This is a genomic window from Streptomyces sp. 35G-GA-8 (genome assembly GCF_023534745.1).
Classification (GTDB): domain Bacteria; phylum Actinomycetota; class Actinomycetes; order Streptomycetales; family Streptomycetaceae; genus Streptomyces.
The window spans coordinates 147,927-163,459 of the sequence record NZ_JAMHJQ010000015.1 but is presented as its reverse complement, the minus strand read 5'-3'; the positions used below and the strand labels follow the sequence as shown (position 1 = coordinate 163,459).

Annotated in this window: 12 protein-coding genes; 10 read left to right on the top strand and 2 right to left on the bottom strand. The window is 72.5% G+C overall.

The genetic code is table 11. The features are described from left to right. Nucleotides 1-96: 96 nt before the first annotated feature. From M1203_RS30535 to M1203_RS30510, 6 genes are all read left to right on the top strand, one after another. Nucleotides 97-702, top strand: a complete 606-nt coding sequence (locus M1203_RS30535; RefSeq protein ID WP_249953062.1) for a YdbC family protein — start codon at nt 97-99, stop codon at nt 700-702. A gap of 80 nt (nt 703-782) precedes the next feature. Next, complete coding sequence (locus tag M1203_RS30530) at nt 783-1,442, top strand: histidine phosphatase family protein (protein ID WP_249953061.1); 660 nt, start codon at nt 783-785, stop codon at nt 1,440-1,442. A gap of 78 nt (nt 1,443-1,520) precedes the next feature. After that, complete coding sequence (locus M1203_RS30525; RefSeq protein ID WP_249953060.1) at nt 1,521-2,432, top strand: ADP-ribosylglycohydrolase family protein; 912 nt, start codon at nt 1,521-1,523, stop codon at nt 2,430-2,432. Nucleotides 2,433-2,630: 198 nt separating this feature from the next. Then, complete coding sequence (locus M1203_RS30520) at nt 2,631-4,319, top strand: DUF4173 domain-containing protein (protein WP_249953059.1); 1,689 nt, start codon at nt 2,631-2,633, stop codon at nt 4,317-4,319. Between the two features lie 158 nt (nt 4,320-4,477). After that, the gene (locus M1203_RS30515; RefSeq protein ID WP_249953058.1) at nt 4,478-5,188 is read left to right on the top strand and encodes a ribonuclease HII; all 711 of its coding nucleotides are present in this window, start codon (nt 4,478-4,480) and stop codon (nt 5,186-5,188) included. A 137-nt stretch (nt 5,189-5,325) separates the two neighbouring features. Beyond that, on the top strand, nt 5,326-5,964 hold the full coding sequence (locus tag M1203_RS30510) for a hypothetical protein (protein ID WP_249953057.1): 639 nt from the start codon (nt 5,326-5,328) through the stop codon (nt 5,962-5,964). 96 nt (nt 5,965-6,060) lie between these two features. Here the strand turns inward: M1203_RS30510 and M1203_RS30505 are convergent, their stop codons facing one another. Together M1203_RS30505 and M1203_RS30500 are read right to left on the bottom strand one after the other, a co-directional pair. Continuing rightward, complete coding sequence (locus tag M1203_RS30505; RefSeq protein WP_249953056.1) at nt 6,061-6,690, bottom strand: hypothetical protein; 630 nt, start codon at nt 6,688-6,690, stop codon at nt 6,061-6,063. Nucleotides 6,691-6,906: 216 nt separating this feature from the next. Then, on the bottom strand, nt 6,907-9,078 hold the full coding sequence (locus tag M1203_RS30500; RefSeq protein WP_249953055.1) for a RecQ family ATP-dependent DNA helicase: 2,172 nt from the start codon (nt 9,076-9,078) through the stop codon (nt 6,907-6,909). A 110-nt stretch (nt 9,079-9,188) separates the two neighbouring features. On the opposite strand from M1203_RS30500, the gene M1203_RS30495 reads away from it, so the two are divergent. The 4 genes from M1203_RS30495 (at nt 9,189) to M1203_RS30480 (ending at nt 15,519) form a co-directional block, all read left to right on the top strand. Then, nucleotides 9,189-10,481, top strand: coding sequence for a DUF4192 domain-containing protein (locus M1203_RS30495; protein WP_249953054.1), 1,293 nt, complete (start codon nt 9,189-9,191; stop codon nt 10,479-10,481). A gap of 115 nt (nt 10,482-10,596) precedes the next feature. Continuing rightward, the gene (locus M1203_RS30490; RefSeq protein ID WP_249953053.1) at nt 10,597-12,657 is read left to right on the top strand and encodes a glycogen debranching N-terminal domain-containing protein; all 2,061 of its coding nucleotides are present in this window, start codon (nt 10,597-10,599) and stop codon (nt 12,655-12,657) included. Nucleotides 12,658-12,788: 131 nt separating this feature from the next. Then, nucleotides 12,789-13,553 (top strand): NUDIX domain-containing protein, encoded by a 765-nt coding sequence (locus M1203_RS30485; protein ID WP_249953052.1) that lies wholly within the window; start codon nt 12,789-12,791, stop codon nt 13,551-13,553. A 127-nt stretch (nt 13,554-13,680) separates the two neighbouring features. Then, nucleotides 13,681-15,519: an ATP-binding cassette domain-containing protein gene (locus M1203_RS30480; protein ID WP_249953051.1), complete on the top strand. Its 1,839-nt coding sequence runs from the start codon at nt 13,681-13,683 to the stop codon at nt 15,517-15,519. Nucleotides 15,520-15,533 lie beyond the last annotated feature (14 nt).

The window sequence follows — 15,533 nt, the reverse complement described above, 5'->3', positions numbered from 1 at the left end:
AAGTCCGTTGCGCGTCCCTCCCACGCCTCTCCCATGTCTTTCCCCCGTCCACGACAGGCGTGACCGATGCCACGTTCCGCGCCGTACGATGGCGCGGTGCTGGTCAAGTGGATTCGCTGCACCGTGACCGACCGTCGAGGTTTCGAGCGCGGGCAGCGGAAATGGGCGGGGTTGCTCGGTGAGCCGGGGTTCAGGGGTCAGAGCGGAGGATGGAGCAGAGCGAGGCCGGGCGTCGCGCACGTCTTCTCGTTCTGGGAGAGCCGCGCGTTCTACGACTCGTTCATGGCGCGCTCACACGACCGGCTCGCCGCCGCACAGGTGGGGACGCACCGTGACATCCAGGTCAAACTCTTCGACTACCGCTTCGATGTGAAGACCGGTTTCGAGCCGCGTTTCACCGACGCAGATGTGGTGCGGGTCGCGCACTGCAAGGTGCACGAGGACCGGGTCGAGCATTTCGCGCTGATGCAGGAGAAGGTCTGGAACCCCGCGATGGCGGGGTCACCCGGGATGGTGCGGGGGCTGTTCGGGGAGGCGCCCGGCCAGGAGTTCATAGTGCTGTCCATGTGGCAGTCGGCGGCCGAGCACGGAAAGTACCGGGTCGAACGCGTGGAGCGGCTGACGCTGCGCGCGCAGACGGCCGCGGATGTGGCGGCGCTGGCGGGAGATGTCGTCGACCTCGAATCGACATGGACGGTCTGACGCCGCCGGGCCCCGTACGGCCCCCGCGGCCGGGCACGGCCTGTCGGGAGGGGCACCGGGAGGGGCACTAGGGTCTTGGCATGGCACGACCACGGCGCATCGTCCTCGTCCGGCACGGCGAGTCGGTAGGCAACGACGATGACACGGTGTACGAACGCGAGCCCGACCATGCCCTGAAGCTCACCGAGAAGGGGCGGCGGCAGGCCCTGGAGACCGGCGTTCGGCTGCGTGAGCTGTTCGGCCGGGAGCCGGTCAGCGTCTTCGTCTCGCCCTATCGCCGCACCCACGAGACGTTCGAGGCGTTCGGCCTCGATCCGGAGCTGGTGCGGATACGGGAGGAGCCCCGGCTGCGTGAGCAGGACTGGGGGAACTGGCAGGACCGCGAGGACGTACGGCTGCAGAAGGCCTACCGGGACGCGTACGGGCACTTCTTCTACCGGTTCGCGCAGGGCGAGTCGGGCGCCGATGTCTACGATCGGGTCGGCGCGTTCCTGGAGTCCCTGCACCGGAGCTTCGAGACGCCCGACTCGCCGGAGAACGTCCTGCTGGTGACCCATGGACTGACCATGCGGTTGTTCTGTATGCGGTGGTTCCACTGGTCGGTGGCGGAGTTCGAATCGCTGTCGAACCCGGGCAACGGGGAGACCAGAACACTGCTGCTCGGCGCGGACGGCAGATACACGCTGGACCGGCCGTTCGCGCGCTGGCGCACCCCCGAGCCCTACGGGCGAACTGGATAGAATGACCATGCGATGACCGCTGATTCCACACCCTCTGATTCCACCCCCGCTGAACCCGCGCCCCCTGGATCCGCAGCCATGGGATCCACCCCCGGCCGGTCCATCGATCCGCGCTACGCACGCGCCCTGGCGAGCCTGCGCGGACTGGCCGTGGGAGACGCCTTGGGCTCCCAGTTCTTCGTCCCCTCGAACTATCCGATGCTGAAACGGCGCGAGCTGCCGCCGGGGCTCTGGCAGTGGACCGACGACACCGAGATGGCCGCGTCGGTGCTGGCCGTACTGGCCGTCCATCACCGTATCGACCAGGACGCGCTGGCCCGGTCCTTCGCCGAGCACCATGACTTCGACCGCGGCTACGGCCCGGCCGTGAACCGCATGCTCCGGTTGATCCGGGAGGGCGGCGACTGGCGTGAACTGGCCGCCGCGTTGTTCAACGGGCAGGGCTCGTGGGGCAATGGGGCCGCCATGCGGATCGCACCGCTCGGTGCCTGGTACGCGGGCGATCCGGAGCAGGCCACGCATCAGGCCGAGATCTCCGCGTACACCACACACCAGCATCGCGAGGCCGTGGTGGGCGCCATGGCGGTGGCGGCGGCAGCGGCTCTCGCCGCGGATCCCTCGGGACCACCGGCGCCGGCGGCGCTGCTCGACGGAGTGGTGGCGCTGGTGCCGCGCAGCGCGGTCGGGGCGGGGCTGCGCCGGGCGCGGGACATGCTGGACTACGACGACGCGGGCACAGTGGCCGCGGTTCTCGGCTGCGGGCGGCGGACGAGTGCGCACGACACGGTGCCGTTCGCCCTCTGGTCGGCGGCGCGGGCTCTGGGCGATTTCGAAGCGGGGTTCTGGACCACGGCCCAGGTGGGCGGCGATGTGGACACGACATGTGCCATCGCCGGGGGAGTGATCTCCGCGGCGAGTACCGGGGCGCCGCCGGCGCGTTGGCTGGAACGGACAGAAGTGCTGCCGGGCTGGCTGTCGTCGCCGCTGTAGTCGCCATCGCTAGAGGTGTCACGGCTGTGGTTGTCACGGTCCTGCCACACCTGGCCCCGGAATCGGGGAGGGGCGGGAGCGCGCGGTTACTCTGTCCGCCACGCCGCCCCGGTGATCTTCGAGGGGCGTGCGCCGACGAGACGCCGGGCCGTGCGCGCCGCTCCACTGCCGCGAGGGACCCGGCCGGGAGGGGGTCCCGTGACAGATTCGGGCAGAACGCAGAGATCCGACGGAGAACGGGGGCAGGGGCAGGGGCAGGCGCGAGAGCGGGCCGGCAGCCACGGGCAGGGCGGCGCGCGAGGGCCGGGGGAACCCGCCCGTCGGTCCTCCGCCGGACCCGTACTCACCAAGCAGCGTCAGGGCGCACCGCCCCCGCCCGACTGGCAGCAGTGGCAGCCGCAGCGCAGCGAGCCGCCCCGCTGGCTCACCGAGATCCAGCCGCGCGCCGCTGCCCCGATCCGTGTCGCCACGCTCTGGTCGGTCCTGGCGTCCGCCCTGCTCAGCGCCCTGCTGCTGGGTGACGGACTCGGCCTGAATCTGCTGATCGTGGTGGTGCCACCGGCGCTCGCCGCCTACTTCGCGGCGCAGGCCGCCGGCCGTCGGCCGCGCGCCTGGACACTGGCCTGGGCTTTCGGTGGCATCGCGCTGCTCGCCGTCCCCGTGCTGCGGGACGCCGGACTGCCGACCTTCCTCGCGGTCGTCTCCGCGCTGGCGCTCGGCTCGCTCGCCCTGCATGGCTGCCGTACCTGGCCGGGGGTCGTGTTCGGCCCGCTGGGCCTGCTCGGTTCCCTCGGACCCGGCACGGTCTGGGGGTGGCGCGGCCTGCGGGCACGCGTCGGAGGATCGCGCGGTCGCTTGATGCCGGTCGTCCGCGCCGTGGGGGTCGCGGCCGTACTGCTGATCGTGTTCGGCACCCTCTTCGCGAACGCCGACGCGGCGTTCGCCGATCTGCTCGGCCAGTTGAGCCCCGATGTCTCGGTCGGCGACGGGCCCTGGCGGTTCCTGCTGTTCGTGATCGGGCTCGTCGGCGCGCTCGGCGCCGCCCACACCGCCGCCGCGCCGCTGCGCTGGGACCGGATCACCGTCCCCCCCGGGCGGGCCCGCGGCCGGATGGAATGGGCGCTTCCGCTCATCGTCCTCAATCTGCTGTTCGCGGCCTTCATCGCCATCCAGCTCGCCGTGCTCTTCGGTGGCTACGACAAGGTCCTGCGGGAGACCGGGCTGACGTACGCGGAGTACGCGCGCCAAGGCTTCTGGCAGTTGCTCTGGGCCACTGTGCTCGTCCTCCTGGTGATCGGGCTCGCCCGGCGATGGGCCCCGCGCGACGGAGCCGGTGACGCCACCCTGGTCAGGGCCGTGCTCGGTGTCCTCTGCGTGCTGACCCTCGTCGTGGTCGCCGCGGCGCTGCGCCGGATGGATCTGTATGTCGACGCCTACGGGCTCACCCGGCTGCGCGTCTCGGTGGCGGCGATGGAGCTGTGGCTCGGTGTGGTGATCGTCCTGATCCTGGTGGCCGGGGCTGTCGGCGGACGGTGGCTGCCGCGTGCCGTCGCCGCGAGCGCGGGCGCCGCCGTGCTGGCCTACGGTCTGATCTCGCCGGACGCGCTCGTCGCGGAGCGGAACGTGCAACGGTACGAGCGTTCGCACAAGATCGATATCGAGTACTTCCAGGAACTCTCGGCCGATGCCGCGCCGGCGCTCGACCGGCTGCCCGAACCGCTGCGTTCGTGCGCCCTGGCCGGTATCGCCCGGAATCTGGGGGACGCGTCGGAGCCCTGGTACGCGACGAGCTGGTCCGAGAGCAGGGCCCGCGAGATCGTGGCGACGCGGAAGATCGACCCGTCCTCCACCTGCTACGGGCTGGGGCGCCAACTCGACAGGCCCTGAACGTCGGTGGGTACGGGACGTCCCCTCCGAACGTCCCGTACCCGGCGTCCCGTACCGGCTGGACTTCCCGTACCCGGCGTCCCGATGTAACGGGCGGACACCACGGCCGGTACCCGGTCTGTCGCGCGGCGTCCGCGCGGCGTAACCTTGCTGGTGCCATGCCGTACGAACCACCCACGCACACCGTTGAGCGCTCGCTGCGCGCCACCACCGAAGCCAGGATCATCGCCGGCGTCGACGAGGTCGGGCGCGGAGCGTGGGCCGGTCCGGTCACGGTATGCGCGGCCGTCACGGGGTTGCGCAGACCACCGGCCGGCCTCACCGACTCCAAGCTGATCACCCCCAAGCGCCGTACGGAGCTGGCCGATGAGCTGGAGAGGTGGGTCACCTCGCACGCGCTGGGGCACGCCTCCCCGGAGGAGATCGACGCCCTCGGGATGACCGCGGCGCTCAGGCTCGCCGCCGTACGCGCCTTGGAGGCGCTGCCGGTACGGCCCGACGCGGTGATCCTCGACGGCAAGCACGACTATCTCGGAGGATCCTGGCTGGTGCGTACGGTCATCAAGGGCGATCAGTCCTGTGTCTCGGTGGCTGCCGCCTCGGTACTCGCCAAGGTGCGCAGGGACGCCATCATGGCCGAACTGGGCGCGTCGGCCCAGGAGTACGTTCCCTACGCGTTCGGCGCCAACGCGGGCTACCCCTCACCGGTGCACAAGGCGGCACTGGAGGAGTGGGGGCCCACACCGCACCACCGGCTCTCGTGGGCCTATCTTGACGCGCTGCCCCAGTGGCGGCACCTCAAGAAGGTCCGAATCTCCGTGGAGGCCGCGGCTATGGAAAGCGGGGGCCAGCTCGGCTTCGACTTCTGAACTGCCGATTTCTGGAAGGTCCCACTTCCGGAACTTCCGGTGAACCTTGGGTCTGTGTGGCTCGCGCCCGCAGACATGGGTACAAATATCCCCACCTGCCGATGCTTTTCGCACCGGTGTTTGATAGACATCCAGTCATGCCTCTCATCCCTCAGGAGCCTCAGATTCACGAGAGAGCCCAGGGTGCCAGCGCCACTCCGGCCACCGGCCGTACGGCGCCGACCCCTCGTCCTGTACCCGGTCCGCGTCCCGTCCCCGGGCCGCGCTCCGCGGCGACGCCGCGGCCCGGACGTCCGGGCCCCGGTCCCGCGAGGCCCGCGCCGCCGGCGCAGCGCTCGCACAACTCCGCCGGCCAGCCCCAGGCTTCCGGCACCACCACTCCTTCCGTCCCCCAGATCCAGCTGATTCCGGCTCCGGCCGGCGGTGCGCTCGACGCCGCAGAAGAGGCGGTCGATCTGCTGCTCGACTCGGGGCGGGCGCCGGGCGACATCCTGGTGCTCACCACCGGGGAACAGCATCCGTGGGCCACCCACGAGCTGTCGTTCGGCGAAGCCGCCTACTGGGCTCAGCACGACGCCCGCGAGGACGTGTTCTTCGCGGACGGCGGCGCGGCGGCCCGTGCTCAGTCGCGGCCTGTCGTGGTCGTCGCCGTCAACGGGGGCGGTGACGATGCCGTCGCTCGGGTGCTTCCCCTGGCCAGGGAGCGAGCCGCCGCGCTGCTCGTGGTGTGCGGTGACTCGAAGCGGATCAACACCGTGCTGGGCGCGGGCGTCTGAGCCGTACGACCGCCGGTCCGGCCGTGACCCGGCTGCCCGTTCAGGGGGCGGCCGGGCCGCTGTGACGTGCCCGGCGAGCGGTGGCCGCCCGGCTGCTCAACGGGCAACCGTGCGGCGCATTACCTCCACCGCTCCGCCGCCTCCATGCGTGGGCGGCGCTTCCGGATCGGCCAGTGTCTCGGCCAGAGCGGCAGGCGGTGACTCGGAGTTGGGCCGTCGGCCACCGCGGCCCTCGCCCAGCACCTGCCAGCCGCCACGGGTCAGCGTGATGTACGCGCCACAGCGCAGTCCATGGAGGGTGCAGGCGTCCCGCAGCCCCCACATCCAGGCCCCGTCCTCCTCCGTCCAGCGTTCGTCGCCCTCACGGCAGTAGAGCAGGACGGCGGTGCGCACCGGCGTACGACGGCGCAGGTCGTGCGGGATGACGCGGCGCAGATGTGCCAGCAGTGCGTTACGGAACTCCCAGCCGTCGACCGGCGCGGCTCGCGGTGCGAACGAGGCGCTGGCGGCGAGGCGTTCCTCATGGTCGAGTACGGCCACGACGGCGGTCGACAGGGTCGGCCGGTGCCTGCTGTGCAGACCGCTGACCACCTCACGGGGGTTGCGCAGCAGCGGTATGCCGGCTTCCGCCCATTCGGCGGGTTGGAGCATTCTGGCGAGGCGGCTGGCGGAATCGGCGGGCGTACTGACCGAAGTGGCTGCGGACGGAGCGAATCCGAAGGTCACGTTCCTCCCTTCGCATACGCGCCCACAGTGCGGGCTGGGTCGGACGGGGGCGACGCCGCGGCACGGCCTTGATGGGCCGCGTGGGGCCGTGCGGGGACGGTTCCAATTCTCGCTGGCGTATCGGCGTGCGGCAACGAGCAATTGACGCCGTCGTCCGCAATGCGGGTATATGCCTGCCATATCCCTGCCCGAACGCGCCACTGGTACAGCCCCATGTCACGTCTGAACGGCCAGGACCAGCGGAAACACCCCCTCCGCACCAGCCCTGCGCAGCAGCCGCGCCGCCACCGCGAGCGTCCAGCCACTGTCCGAGAGGTCGTCGACGAGCAGCACCGGGCCGCCCGCGGAGACCAACGCCTCGGCCAGCTCGGCCGGCACGGTCAGTGTCTCGTGCAGCGCCCGTACGCGCTGCGCGCTGTTGGTGCGCGAGATCCGCGAGTCGCCCGCCCCGGGCGCGTACGCGACCGTACCGAGCAGCGGCATCCTGCCGACCTCCGCGATCCGGCTGCCGAGCGAACCCACGAGCCGGGGTCTGCTGTGCGACGCCACGGTGACCACCCCGACGGGCCGGGGCGGCGCCTCGGGCTCGCCGGAGGCCCAACCACCGGGCCCCTTCGCCCAGTCGGCGAGCACACTCACCACGGCGGTCACCACATCGTCCGGTACCGGTCCGTCGTGTGCCTGTGCCGAGAGCATCGGCCGCAGCCGGTTGCCCCAGCCGATGTCCGACAGCCGTCCCAGCGCCCGGCCCGGGAAGTACTGCTCGCCTTGCGGGATACGGCCCTTGAGATCGACGCCGACCGCGGTGAGCCCGGTCGGCCACATCTTCCTGGGCTCGACCTCCACGCCCGGCCTGCCCAGCTCGCCGCGCGCCGCGTCGAGTGCGGCGGCGCTCACCTTGTCCTCGAACCGCGCCCCCGCGCAGTTGTCGCACCGCCCGCAGGGGACCGCCTCCTCGTCGTCCAACTGGCGCCGCAGGAACTCCATCCGGCACGCGGTCGCGGACGCGTAGTCGCGCATCGCCTGCTGCTCGGCCTCCCGCTGGCGCGCCACCCAGGCGTACCGCTCGGTGTCGTACACCCATGGCCGGCCGGTGGAGGTCCAGCCGCCCTTCACCCGGTGCACCGCCCCGTCCACATCGAGGACCTTGAGCATCGTCTCCAGCCGCGTACGCCGCAGCTCGACCAGCGGCTCCAGGGCCGGCAGCGACAGCGGCCGGTCCGCCCGGCCCAGCACATCGAGCGTGCGCCTGACCAGCTCCTCGGGCGGAAAGGCGACCGAGGCGAAGTACTTCCAGATCGCCTCATCCTCCCGGCCGGGCAGCAGCAGCACCTCGGCATGCTCCACCCCACGGCCCGCGCGCCCCACCTGCTGGTAGTAGGCGATGGGAGAGGAGGGCGAACCGAGATGCACCACGAATCCGAGGTCCGGCTTGTCGAACCCCATGCCCAGCGCGGACGTGGCGACCAGGGCCTTGACCCTGTTCGCCAGCAGATCGTCCTCGGCCTGCTGCCGGTCGGCGTTCTCGGTGCGGCCGGTGTACGAGGCGACCGTATGCCCGCACTGCCGCAGATACGCCGTGACCTCCTCGGCCGCGGCGACCGTCAGTGTGTAGATGATCCCGGAGCCGGGCAACTCGCCCAGATGGTCGGCGAGCCAGGCCAGCCGGTGCGCCGCGTCCGGCAGCTTGAGGACATGGAGGCTGAGACTCTCCCGGTCCAGCGGCCCGCGCAGCACCAGCGCGTCCGTCCCCGCCCCCGTCCCCAACTGCTCGGCCACATCAGCGGTCACCCGGGCGTTGGCCGTGGCGGTCGTGGCGAGCACGGGAACCCCCGCCGGCAGCTCGGCGAGCATCGTGCGCAATCGCCGGTAGTCGGGCCGGAAGTCATGGCCCCAGTCGGAGATGCAGTGTGCCTCGTCGACCACCAGCAGGCCCGTGGCCGCCGACAGCCGGGGCAGGACCTGATCGCGGAAGTCCGGATTGTTCAACCGCTCCGGACTGACCAGCAGGACATCGACATCGCCCGCGGCCACTTCTTCCTGGATCGTCTCCCACTCCTCCGCGTTGGAGGAGTTGATCGTCCTGGCCCGGATCCCGGCCCGCGCCGCCGCCTCCACCTGATTGCGCATCAGCGCGAGCAGCGGCGAGACGATCACGGTCGGGCCCGCGCCGAGCTCGCGCAGCAGGGAGGTCGCGACGAAATACACTGCCGACTTGCCCCAGCCCGTGCGCTGGACGACCAGCGCCCTGCGCTTGTCGGCGACGAGCGCCTCGATGGCCCGCCACTGGTCCTCGCGCAGCCGGGCGCTGCCGGTGGTGTCACCGACGAGGCGGGCGAGTACGGAGTCGGCCGAGGCGCGGAGAGCCGTGCGGTCTGCGTTGGTCATGCCCCCATGCAACCCGATGGCTCCGACAAACCGCGAATGCGCCGCCCAGCCTGTGGATAAAGTTATCCACAGGGGTCGCGGGATCTGGCCCGGCGCGGGACCGTCGAGCCATGAACACGCACCACGAACCGACCGGATCCGCCGACGAGCAGCAGATCACCCTGCGCAGTCCCGCGGAACTCGCCGACGCTCTCCCGTATTTGCTCGGATACCACCCCACCGATTCCATTGTGATGGTCGCGCTCCAGGGCGAGCGGGGACGCTTCGGCGGACGGCTCAGGCTCGGCATCCCGCGCGCGCCGATGGAATGGCCACCGGTGGCCGATCAGCTCGCCGAGTGCTTGATCGAGGGCAGCGAGCGGCGCGGCGGCCGACCCGAGGGAATCGTCGTCTTCCTCTGCCAGGACCCGGCGGCGGGGGAGACGGGCCGACAGGTGATGGAGCGGCTGCGCCCCCTGGCACAGCGGCTGCGCACCGCGTGCGGAAGCCTCGACGTTCCCGTGCACGAGGCGCTCTGTATCTCCGACGGGCGTTTCTGGTCCTACTGCTGCCCCGATGTCCGCTGCTGTCCGCCCGAGGGGACCGGGCTGGCCCTGCCCGGTACGTCGGTGATGGCCGCGGCCGCCGCGTACGCCGGAGTCCAGGTGCGGGGATCGCTGCGGGAGATGGAAGCCCGACTGGAGCCCTGGCGTACGCCGGCCGCTGAGGAACAGGAGCGGGCGCTGGACGACGCCGGCGCGGCGCTCGTACCCCGAATCCTGGGCGCCGGAAGCCGGGAGCGGGTCGGCGAGGAGACACTGCGGCTGGCGCGGACTCTGATCGGGCGGCTGAAAGACATGCCGAGCGGGGGACCGGCCGCCACGGACGCCGAGGACGACCGGCTCATCACCCACGAGGAGGCGGCCACCGTCATCCTCGGACTCCAGGACAGGGAGACCCGCGACCGCGCCGCGGAGTGGATGGAGGGACCCGAGGCCGCGCCGGCCCTGCGGCTCTGGCGCGCGTTGTCCCGGCGCTGTGTCGGTCCTTACGCCGAGCACGCGACCGCCCCGCTGACCCTGGCCGGCTGGGTCTCCTGGTCCACCGGCGACGAGCCCGGCGCGCGGGTCGCCCTGGGACTCGCGTTGCGACTCGATCCCCAGTATGTCTTCGCGCGATTGCTCCACCAGGCGTGCAACGAAGGGCTGGACCCCGAGACGCTGCGCCGCTGTCTGCGTGAGGAGCGCGGCGCACGGGCCCTCGGGGGCCCGCACGGGACGAGCGGGCGGCCCAAGCTCCGTCCGGTGCGCAGGCCCGTCCCCCGCAAGAGCCTCCCGCCCAAGGGGCCCGCGTCCGGTGCGCGGGCCGCGCACCGCCGAGGTGCCGGGCGCGGCGGCCGACGCGGGACCAGGAGTGGCCGATGAGAGCCGTGACCCGGTCACCCGGGCAGCCGTTCACCTCTGTGGCGAAGTCGTACGAGCCGCGTCGCCGTACACAGCGCGGCTCTCCGGAGCGCACAGAAGGCAGAGCAGATTCCCCATGGCCCTCACCGCCCTTCCCTCAGGCACCCCTGGCAGCTCGAACGGCGACACGTCGCATGCCGCACAGTCGCGTGCCGCACCGGCCGGGACCGTACGGAGCGGGACTCTCCCGCACGGCGAACTGCCCGATGTACACCGCGCCCTCCTGTGCGTCGCCCTGCCGCGTCTCGCCGTCTCGGCCGAGCACGGCCAACTCACCGGTCAAGGGCTTGAGGGCTTCTACCAGTCGGGCCGTCGGCTCCTCTCCCGCTGTCTGTTGCGCGTCGCCGGACGGGAGCCTCTCCCCTTGCAAGGCAGGCTGGTCGCGGCGGACCGGGCACGGTTCGGCGCGGTGGTCCGTACCCCTGCGGACGCCGGACCCGATCCCGAGATCAGTGTCGAACGGCTGCGGGACGCCGACGGCACCGAACGCATCACACTGCACAGCTCGGCCCGCGGAGTCCGCCGGTTCCCGGTGGAGATCTTTTTGGGCACGGATCTGGCGGAGCTGGCCGCGATCGCGGTCGGCCGCGGCGGCCCCGAACTCCCGGCGAGCGTGCACGCCGCGGGTCTGCGCTGGGCCGCGGCCGGCCGCGGACATGCCGTCGTCTCCGCCGACCCGGCACCGCAGGACGCCTTGGCCTCTGCCGGACTGCTCCGCTGGGACATGGAGCTGGCTCCCGGGACCTCCCGCACCATCGAGCTGCGGATCCGCGCCGACCGGGTGGCGCGGCCGACCGGCCGCACCGCCAGTAATCCCCTGCCGGAAGCGAGCGCTGAGGGCGACGACCCCCGGGTGCGCCCGCTGTTCGCCGCGAGCCTCGGTGATCTCAAGGCGCTTCTGCTGCGCGGGCCGGGCGGTTCCACGGATGTCCACCTCGCCGCCGGCGTGCCCTGGCGCTGTGGGCCACCGGCCGCGGAAGCGCTCTGGGCGGTACGGATGGCTCTCCCGCTCGGCACCCGGCTCGCCGTCGGCACGATGCTTACGCTCGCCCGCACCCAGTTCCGCGGCCCTGGACGCGACTTCGGGCGTATCCCCGGCCCCCTGCGGGACGCCGGGCCTCATGTGCCGCCGAGCTGTACGGGAGTTGAGGCGACGCTCGCCTTCCCCACGGTCCTCGCCGAAGCACGCCGCTGGGGGCTGCCCGAGGGTGACCTCGCCGAGCTGCTTCCCACGGCGGAGCGCTGTCTGCACTGGCTGCGCACCGCTCTTGGTGCCGATGGGCTGCTGGGGGAGCCGGGCCCCACCGGGCCCCGGCGCGTCGAGACCCAGGCCCACGCACACCGCGCCGCGCTGCTCGGTGCGGATCTGCTGGAGTCCTGCGGCAGGCCGGGAGCCGACGGCTGGCGGGAGTGGGCGAGCGCCCTGCGGATGCGATTCCGCCAGACGTTCTGGGCCGACGACTCCCACGGCGGGCGCCCGGCCGCGGCGCGGTGCGCCAACGGCCGACTGCTGCCCCACGCCGGCGCCAGCGCCGCCCATCTCCTGGACACGGGATTGCTCGGCGGCGGGAAGCGGGCCCCGGGACTGCTGGATACGTCGGAGACCGAGCGGCTGGTCGCCATGGTCGGGGGAGCGGACCTCGACTCGGGGTGGGGGCTGCGCGGCCTCGGAGCCAAGGAGCTCGGACACAATCCCTTCGGCCACCGCGCCGGGGCGGTACGGGTCCACGAGACGGCCGTCGCGATCGGGGGCCTGATCGCGGCCGGATACGACGAGGAGGCGGGCTCCCTGCTCAGGGGTCTGCTGGACGCGGCGGAGGCGTTCGGGCACCGGCTGCCCGAGATGTACGCGGGGGAGCGGCGCACCGCGGGCGGTGCTCCCGTACCGCACCCCGCGGCGTGCCGTCCGGCGGCCGTGGCCGCGGCCGCCGGGATCCATCTGCTCACCGCGCTCGCCGGTATCCGCCCGGACGCGCCCGCCCGCACCGTCGCGCTGCGCCCGGTCCGCGGCGCCCCGCTCGGGGCCGTGCAGCTCACCGGGCTGCGGGTGGCGGAGGAGCCCTTCTCCTTACGGGTCAGCGCGCTCGGGCTCGGCATGATCGAGGAGGCGGCCCCCGGCCTTCAACTGGGGGTCTGAGCCCGGGTGGGCGGGCGGGCGGGTGGGCCGGGGCCGGCTGGGGACGCGAAGATCGTGAAGATGGCGAAGAAGTAGGGAGCGCGAACGACGGAAGGAGTGTTTATCGTCAGGCAGACGACTAAGATCGCGGCATGTCGCCCTACGACCCGTCGGCCTTCCCCGCGTTCGCTGTCACCGTCGACCTGGTCGTGCTCACCGTGCGCCGCCACGCGCTCTGCGCGCTGGTGGTGCGGCGCGGGGAGCCGCCGTTCCAGGGCCGGTGGGCGCTGCCCGGCGGTTTCGTCAGGGCCGACGAGGACCTCGCCGGCGCCGCCGCGCGTGAACTCACCGAGGAGACCGGCCTCTGCGCCCACGACCCGGTCTCCCCGGCGCCCGGCAACGCGGCCCATCTCGAACAGCTCGCCACCTACGGGGATCCCGGGCGCGATCCCCGGATGCGGGTGGTCAGCGTGGCCCATCTGGCGCTCTCGCCCGACCTTCCCGCGCCCCGTGCCGGAGGTGATGCCAACAGCGCCCGCTGGGCCCCGGTGGACGCGCTGCTCAACCAGGAGGGCGGTTTCGCCCGCGAGGACGAACAGCCCGCCCAACTCGCCTTCGACCACGCCCGGATCCTCGCGGACGGGGTGGAGCGGGCCCGCTCCAAGATCGAGTACTCCTCGCTCGCCACCGCGTTCTGCCCGTCCGAGTTCACCGTCGGGGAGTTGCGCCGGGTGTACGAGGCGGTGTGGGGCGTGGCGCTCGATCCGCGCAACTTCCACCGGAAGGTGACCGGCACCCCGGGATTCCTCGTCCCGTCGGGCGGCACCACGACCCGGCAGGGAGGCAGGCCCGCCCAGTTGTTCCGGGCCGGCGGGGCGACCGTACTCAACCCGCCGATGCTGCGCCCGGAGGTCTGACGGGGCCACGTGCCGGACGTCTGACACCCGGGGGCGCCACCCTGCGCCACAAGTCGGACATGTCGCGTTATCTTGCTGCGGTAACGACCCTGCCGCCGAGCGGTCTCACCTCCCCGCGAGAGAAGCGATGCTCCAGGCCATCGGACTGACCAGCAACCCCCGTCGAGAATTCCCGCCCGCCGTGGACGATCTGACCTTCGAGGCGCGGCCCGGCTCCGTCACGGCGCTTCTCGGCGCCCCCGGCGCGGGCAAGACCACCGCGCTCCGGCTGATGCTCGAACTCGAACCAGGACGCGGCGTCACCTACTTCCGCGGTCGCCCCCTCCACCGAATCGCCCATCCCGCGCGCGAGATCGGGGTGCTGCTCGGCGATGTGCCAGGCCATCCCGCACGTTCCGTCAAAGGCCAGCTCCGGATGCTGTGCGCCGCCGCCGGAGTGCCCGCCTCGCGCGCCGACGAACTCATCGATGTCGTCGGCCTCGGCGCTCTGCGCGACGAACGGCTCGGCTCGCTCTCGCTCGGCATGGACCGCAGACTCGGGCTCGCCTCCGCGCTGTTGGGGGATCCGCACACCCTGCTGCTCGACGCGCCGTCCGTCGATCTGTCGCCCCGCGAGAGCGGCTGGCTGTTCGGACTGCTGCGCGCGCACGCGGAGCACGGAGGCACCGTCCTCTACACCACGCAGGACGCCAAAGAGGCCGCGCGCACCGCGGATCATGTCGTCACGATCGACGAGGGCCGGCTCGTCGCCGACCAGGACGCGGCCTCCTTCGCCCGTACCCGGCTGCGTCCCCGCGTCGCCGTCAGGACCCCGCACGCCGCACGTCTCGCCGACGCGCTCAGCCGCGAGGCCCGCGCCGGCCGGCGCTCCGTCGAAGTGGTCTCCGAGCCCGGTGTGGGCAGTCTGCTCACCGTCTACGGCAGCAGCTGCCCGGAGATCGGTGAGACCGCCTTCCGCAACGGCGTCCTTGTCCATCAGCTCGCCGACGAGTTCGGCGACACGGGTCCCACGCCGGTCTCCGTGCCCCTTTCCGTACCGGTACCGCTGCCCGCGCCTGCCCCCGCCTACGACGCCGCCCGCGATCCCGATGACGCGTACGGCTACGACGACGGCCTCGACCGCGGCTGCACGGACGGCGAGGCTCCGGATCACCACCGCGGTCCCCTCCCGGCGCCGCTGCCGACGGGGCCGGCCCGCAGTCCTCTCCGGCCGCTGCGCTACGAACTCCGCCGCACGTTCGGGATCCGTACCACGGCGGTGATCGCCGTCACCGTCCTCGTCGCGTCCGTGGCCCTCGCCGTGCCGCTCGCCCGCACCGGCGGGACTCCGCTCCCCGGTCTGCTCAGCGCCTGGCCCGCGCTCCTTCCCCTGCCGCCCGCGGCCCTCGGCGCCGGGCTGCTCGGCGCGTACTCGTTCGGCGACGAGTTCCGCTACCCCGCGCTCGCCGGTGCGCTGGGCACCGTCCCGCGCCGTCTCGGCCTGCTCCTCGCCAAGCTCGTCGTGACAGCCGCGGCGTCGCTGGCGCTCGCGTCGCTGACCGTGGCCGTCGACGCCGGGGTGCTGCGCCTGGTGTACGGCGCCGATGCCGTGCCCGTGCCGGGCAACTGGTTCGCGCTGAGCGCCGGTTGGGCCGGACTGACCGTCGGCTGCGCCTGGGCGGGGCTGCTGGCGGCCGGGGTCTTCCGGGTCACCGCCGCCGGGGCGGCCGCGGTCGTCGCCGTACCGACCCTGGTCGTACCGCTGATCCAGCGGGCGCTGGTCGGTCCGTCCGCGCGTTCGGTCGTCGGACTCCCGGGCCGGTTGCGCGAGCTGGCCTGGCTGGACTGGCCCCGTCAGGTCGACCACTGGCTGATGGCCACGTTCCGGCTCGTCGCCCAACCGGTCGCCGCTGCCCTGATGTTGTCGCTCTCGGCCCTGCTCTGCGCATATCTGCTCACCGGCCTTCGTCGTAGGGCCCGTTGGTGACCGCGCAACGACCG

What these genes read in the sequence shown, in the direction of transcription:
- M1203_RS30525 (WP_249953060.1), top strand. Translation starts at nt 1,521, where the DNA reads ATGGGATCCACCCCCGGCCGGTCCATCGATCCGCGCTACGCACGCGCC.
- M1203_RS30490 (WP_249953053.1), top strand. Translation starts at nt 10,597, where the DNA reads ATGGCCCTCACCGCCCTTCCCTCAGGCACCCCTGGCAGCTCGAACGGC.
- M1203_RS30530 (WP_249953061.1), top strand. Translation starts at nt 783, where the DNA reads ATGGCACGACCACGGCGCATCGTCCTCGTCCGGCACGGCGAGTCGGTA.
- M1203_RS30485 (WP_249953052.1), top strand. Translation starts at nt 12,789, where the DNA reads ATGTCGCCCTACGACCCGTCGGCCTTCCCCGCGTTCGCTGTCACCGTC.
- M1203_RS30495 (WP_249953054.1), top strand. Translation starts at nt 9,189, where the DNA reads ATGAACACGCACCACGAACCGACCGGATCCGCCGACGAGCAGCAGATC.
- M1203_RS30510 (WP_249953057.1), top strand. Translation starts at nt 5,326, where the DNA reads ATGCCTCTCATCCCTCAGGAGCCTCAGATTCACGAGAGAGCCCAGGGT.
- M1203_RS30480 (WP_249953051.1), top strand. Translation starts at nt 13,681, where the DNA reads ATGCTCCAGGCCATCGGACTGACCAGCAACCCCCGTCGAGAATTCCCG.
- M1203_RS30500 (WP_249953055.1), bottom strand. Translation starts at nt 9,078, where the DNA reads ATGACCAACGCAGACCGCACGGCTCTCCGCGCCTCGGCCGACTCCGTA.
- M1203_RS30515 (WP_249953058.1), top strand. Translation starts at nt 4,478, where the DNA reads ATGCCGTACGAACCACCCACGCACACCGTTGAGCGCTCGCTGCGCGCC.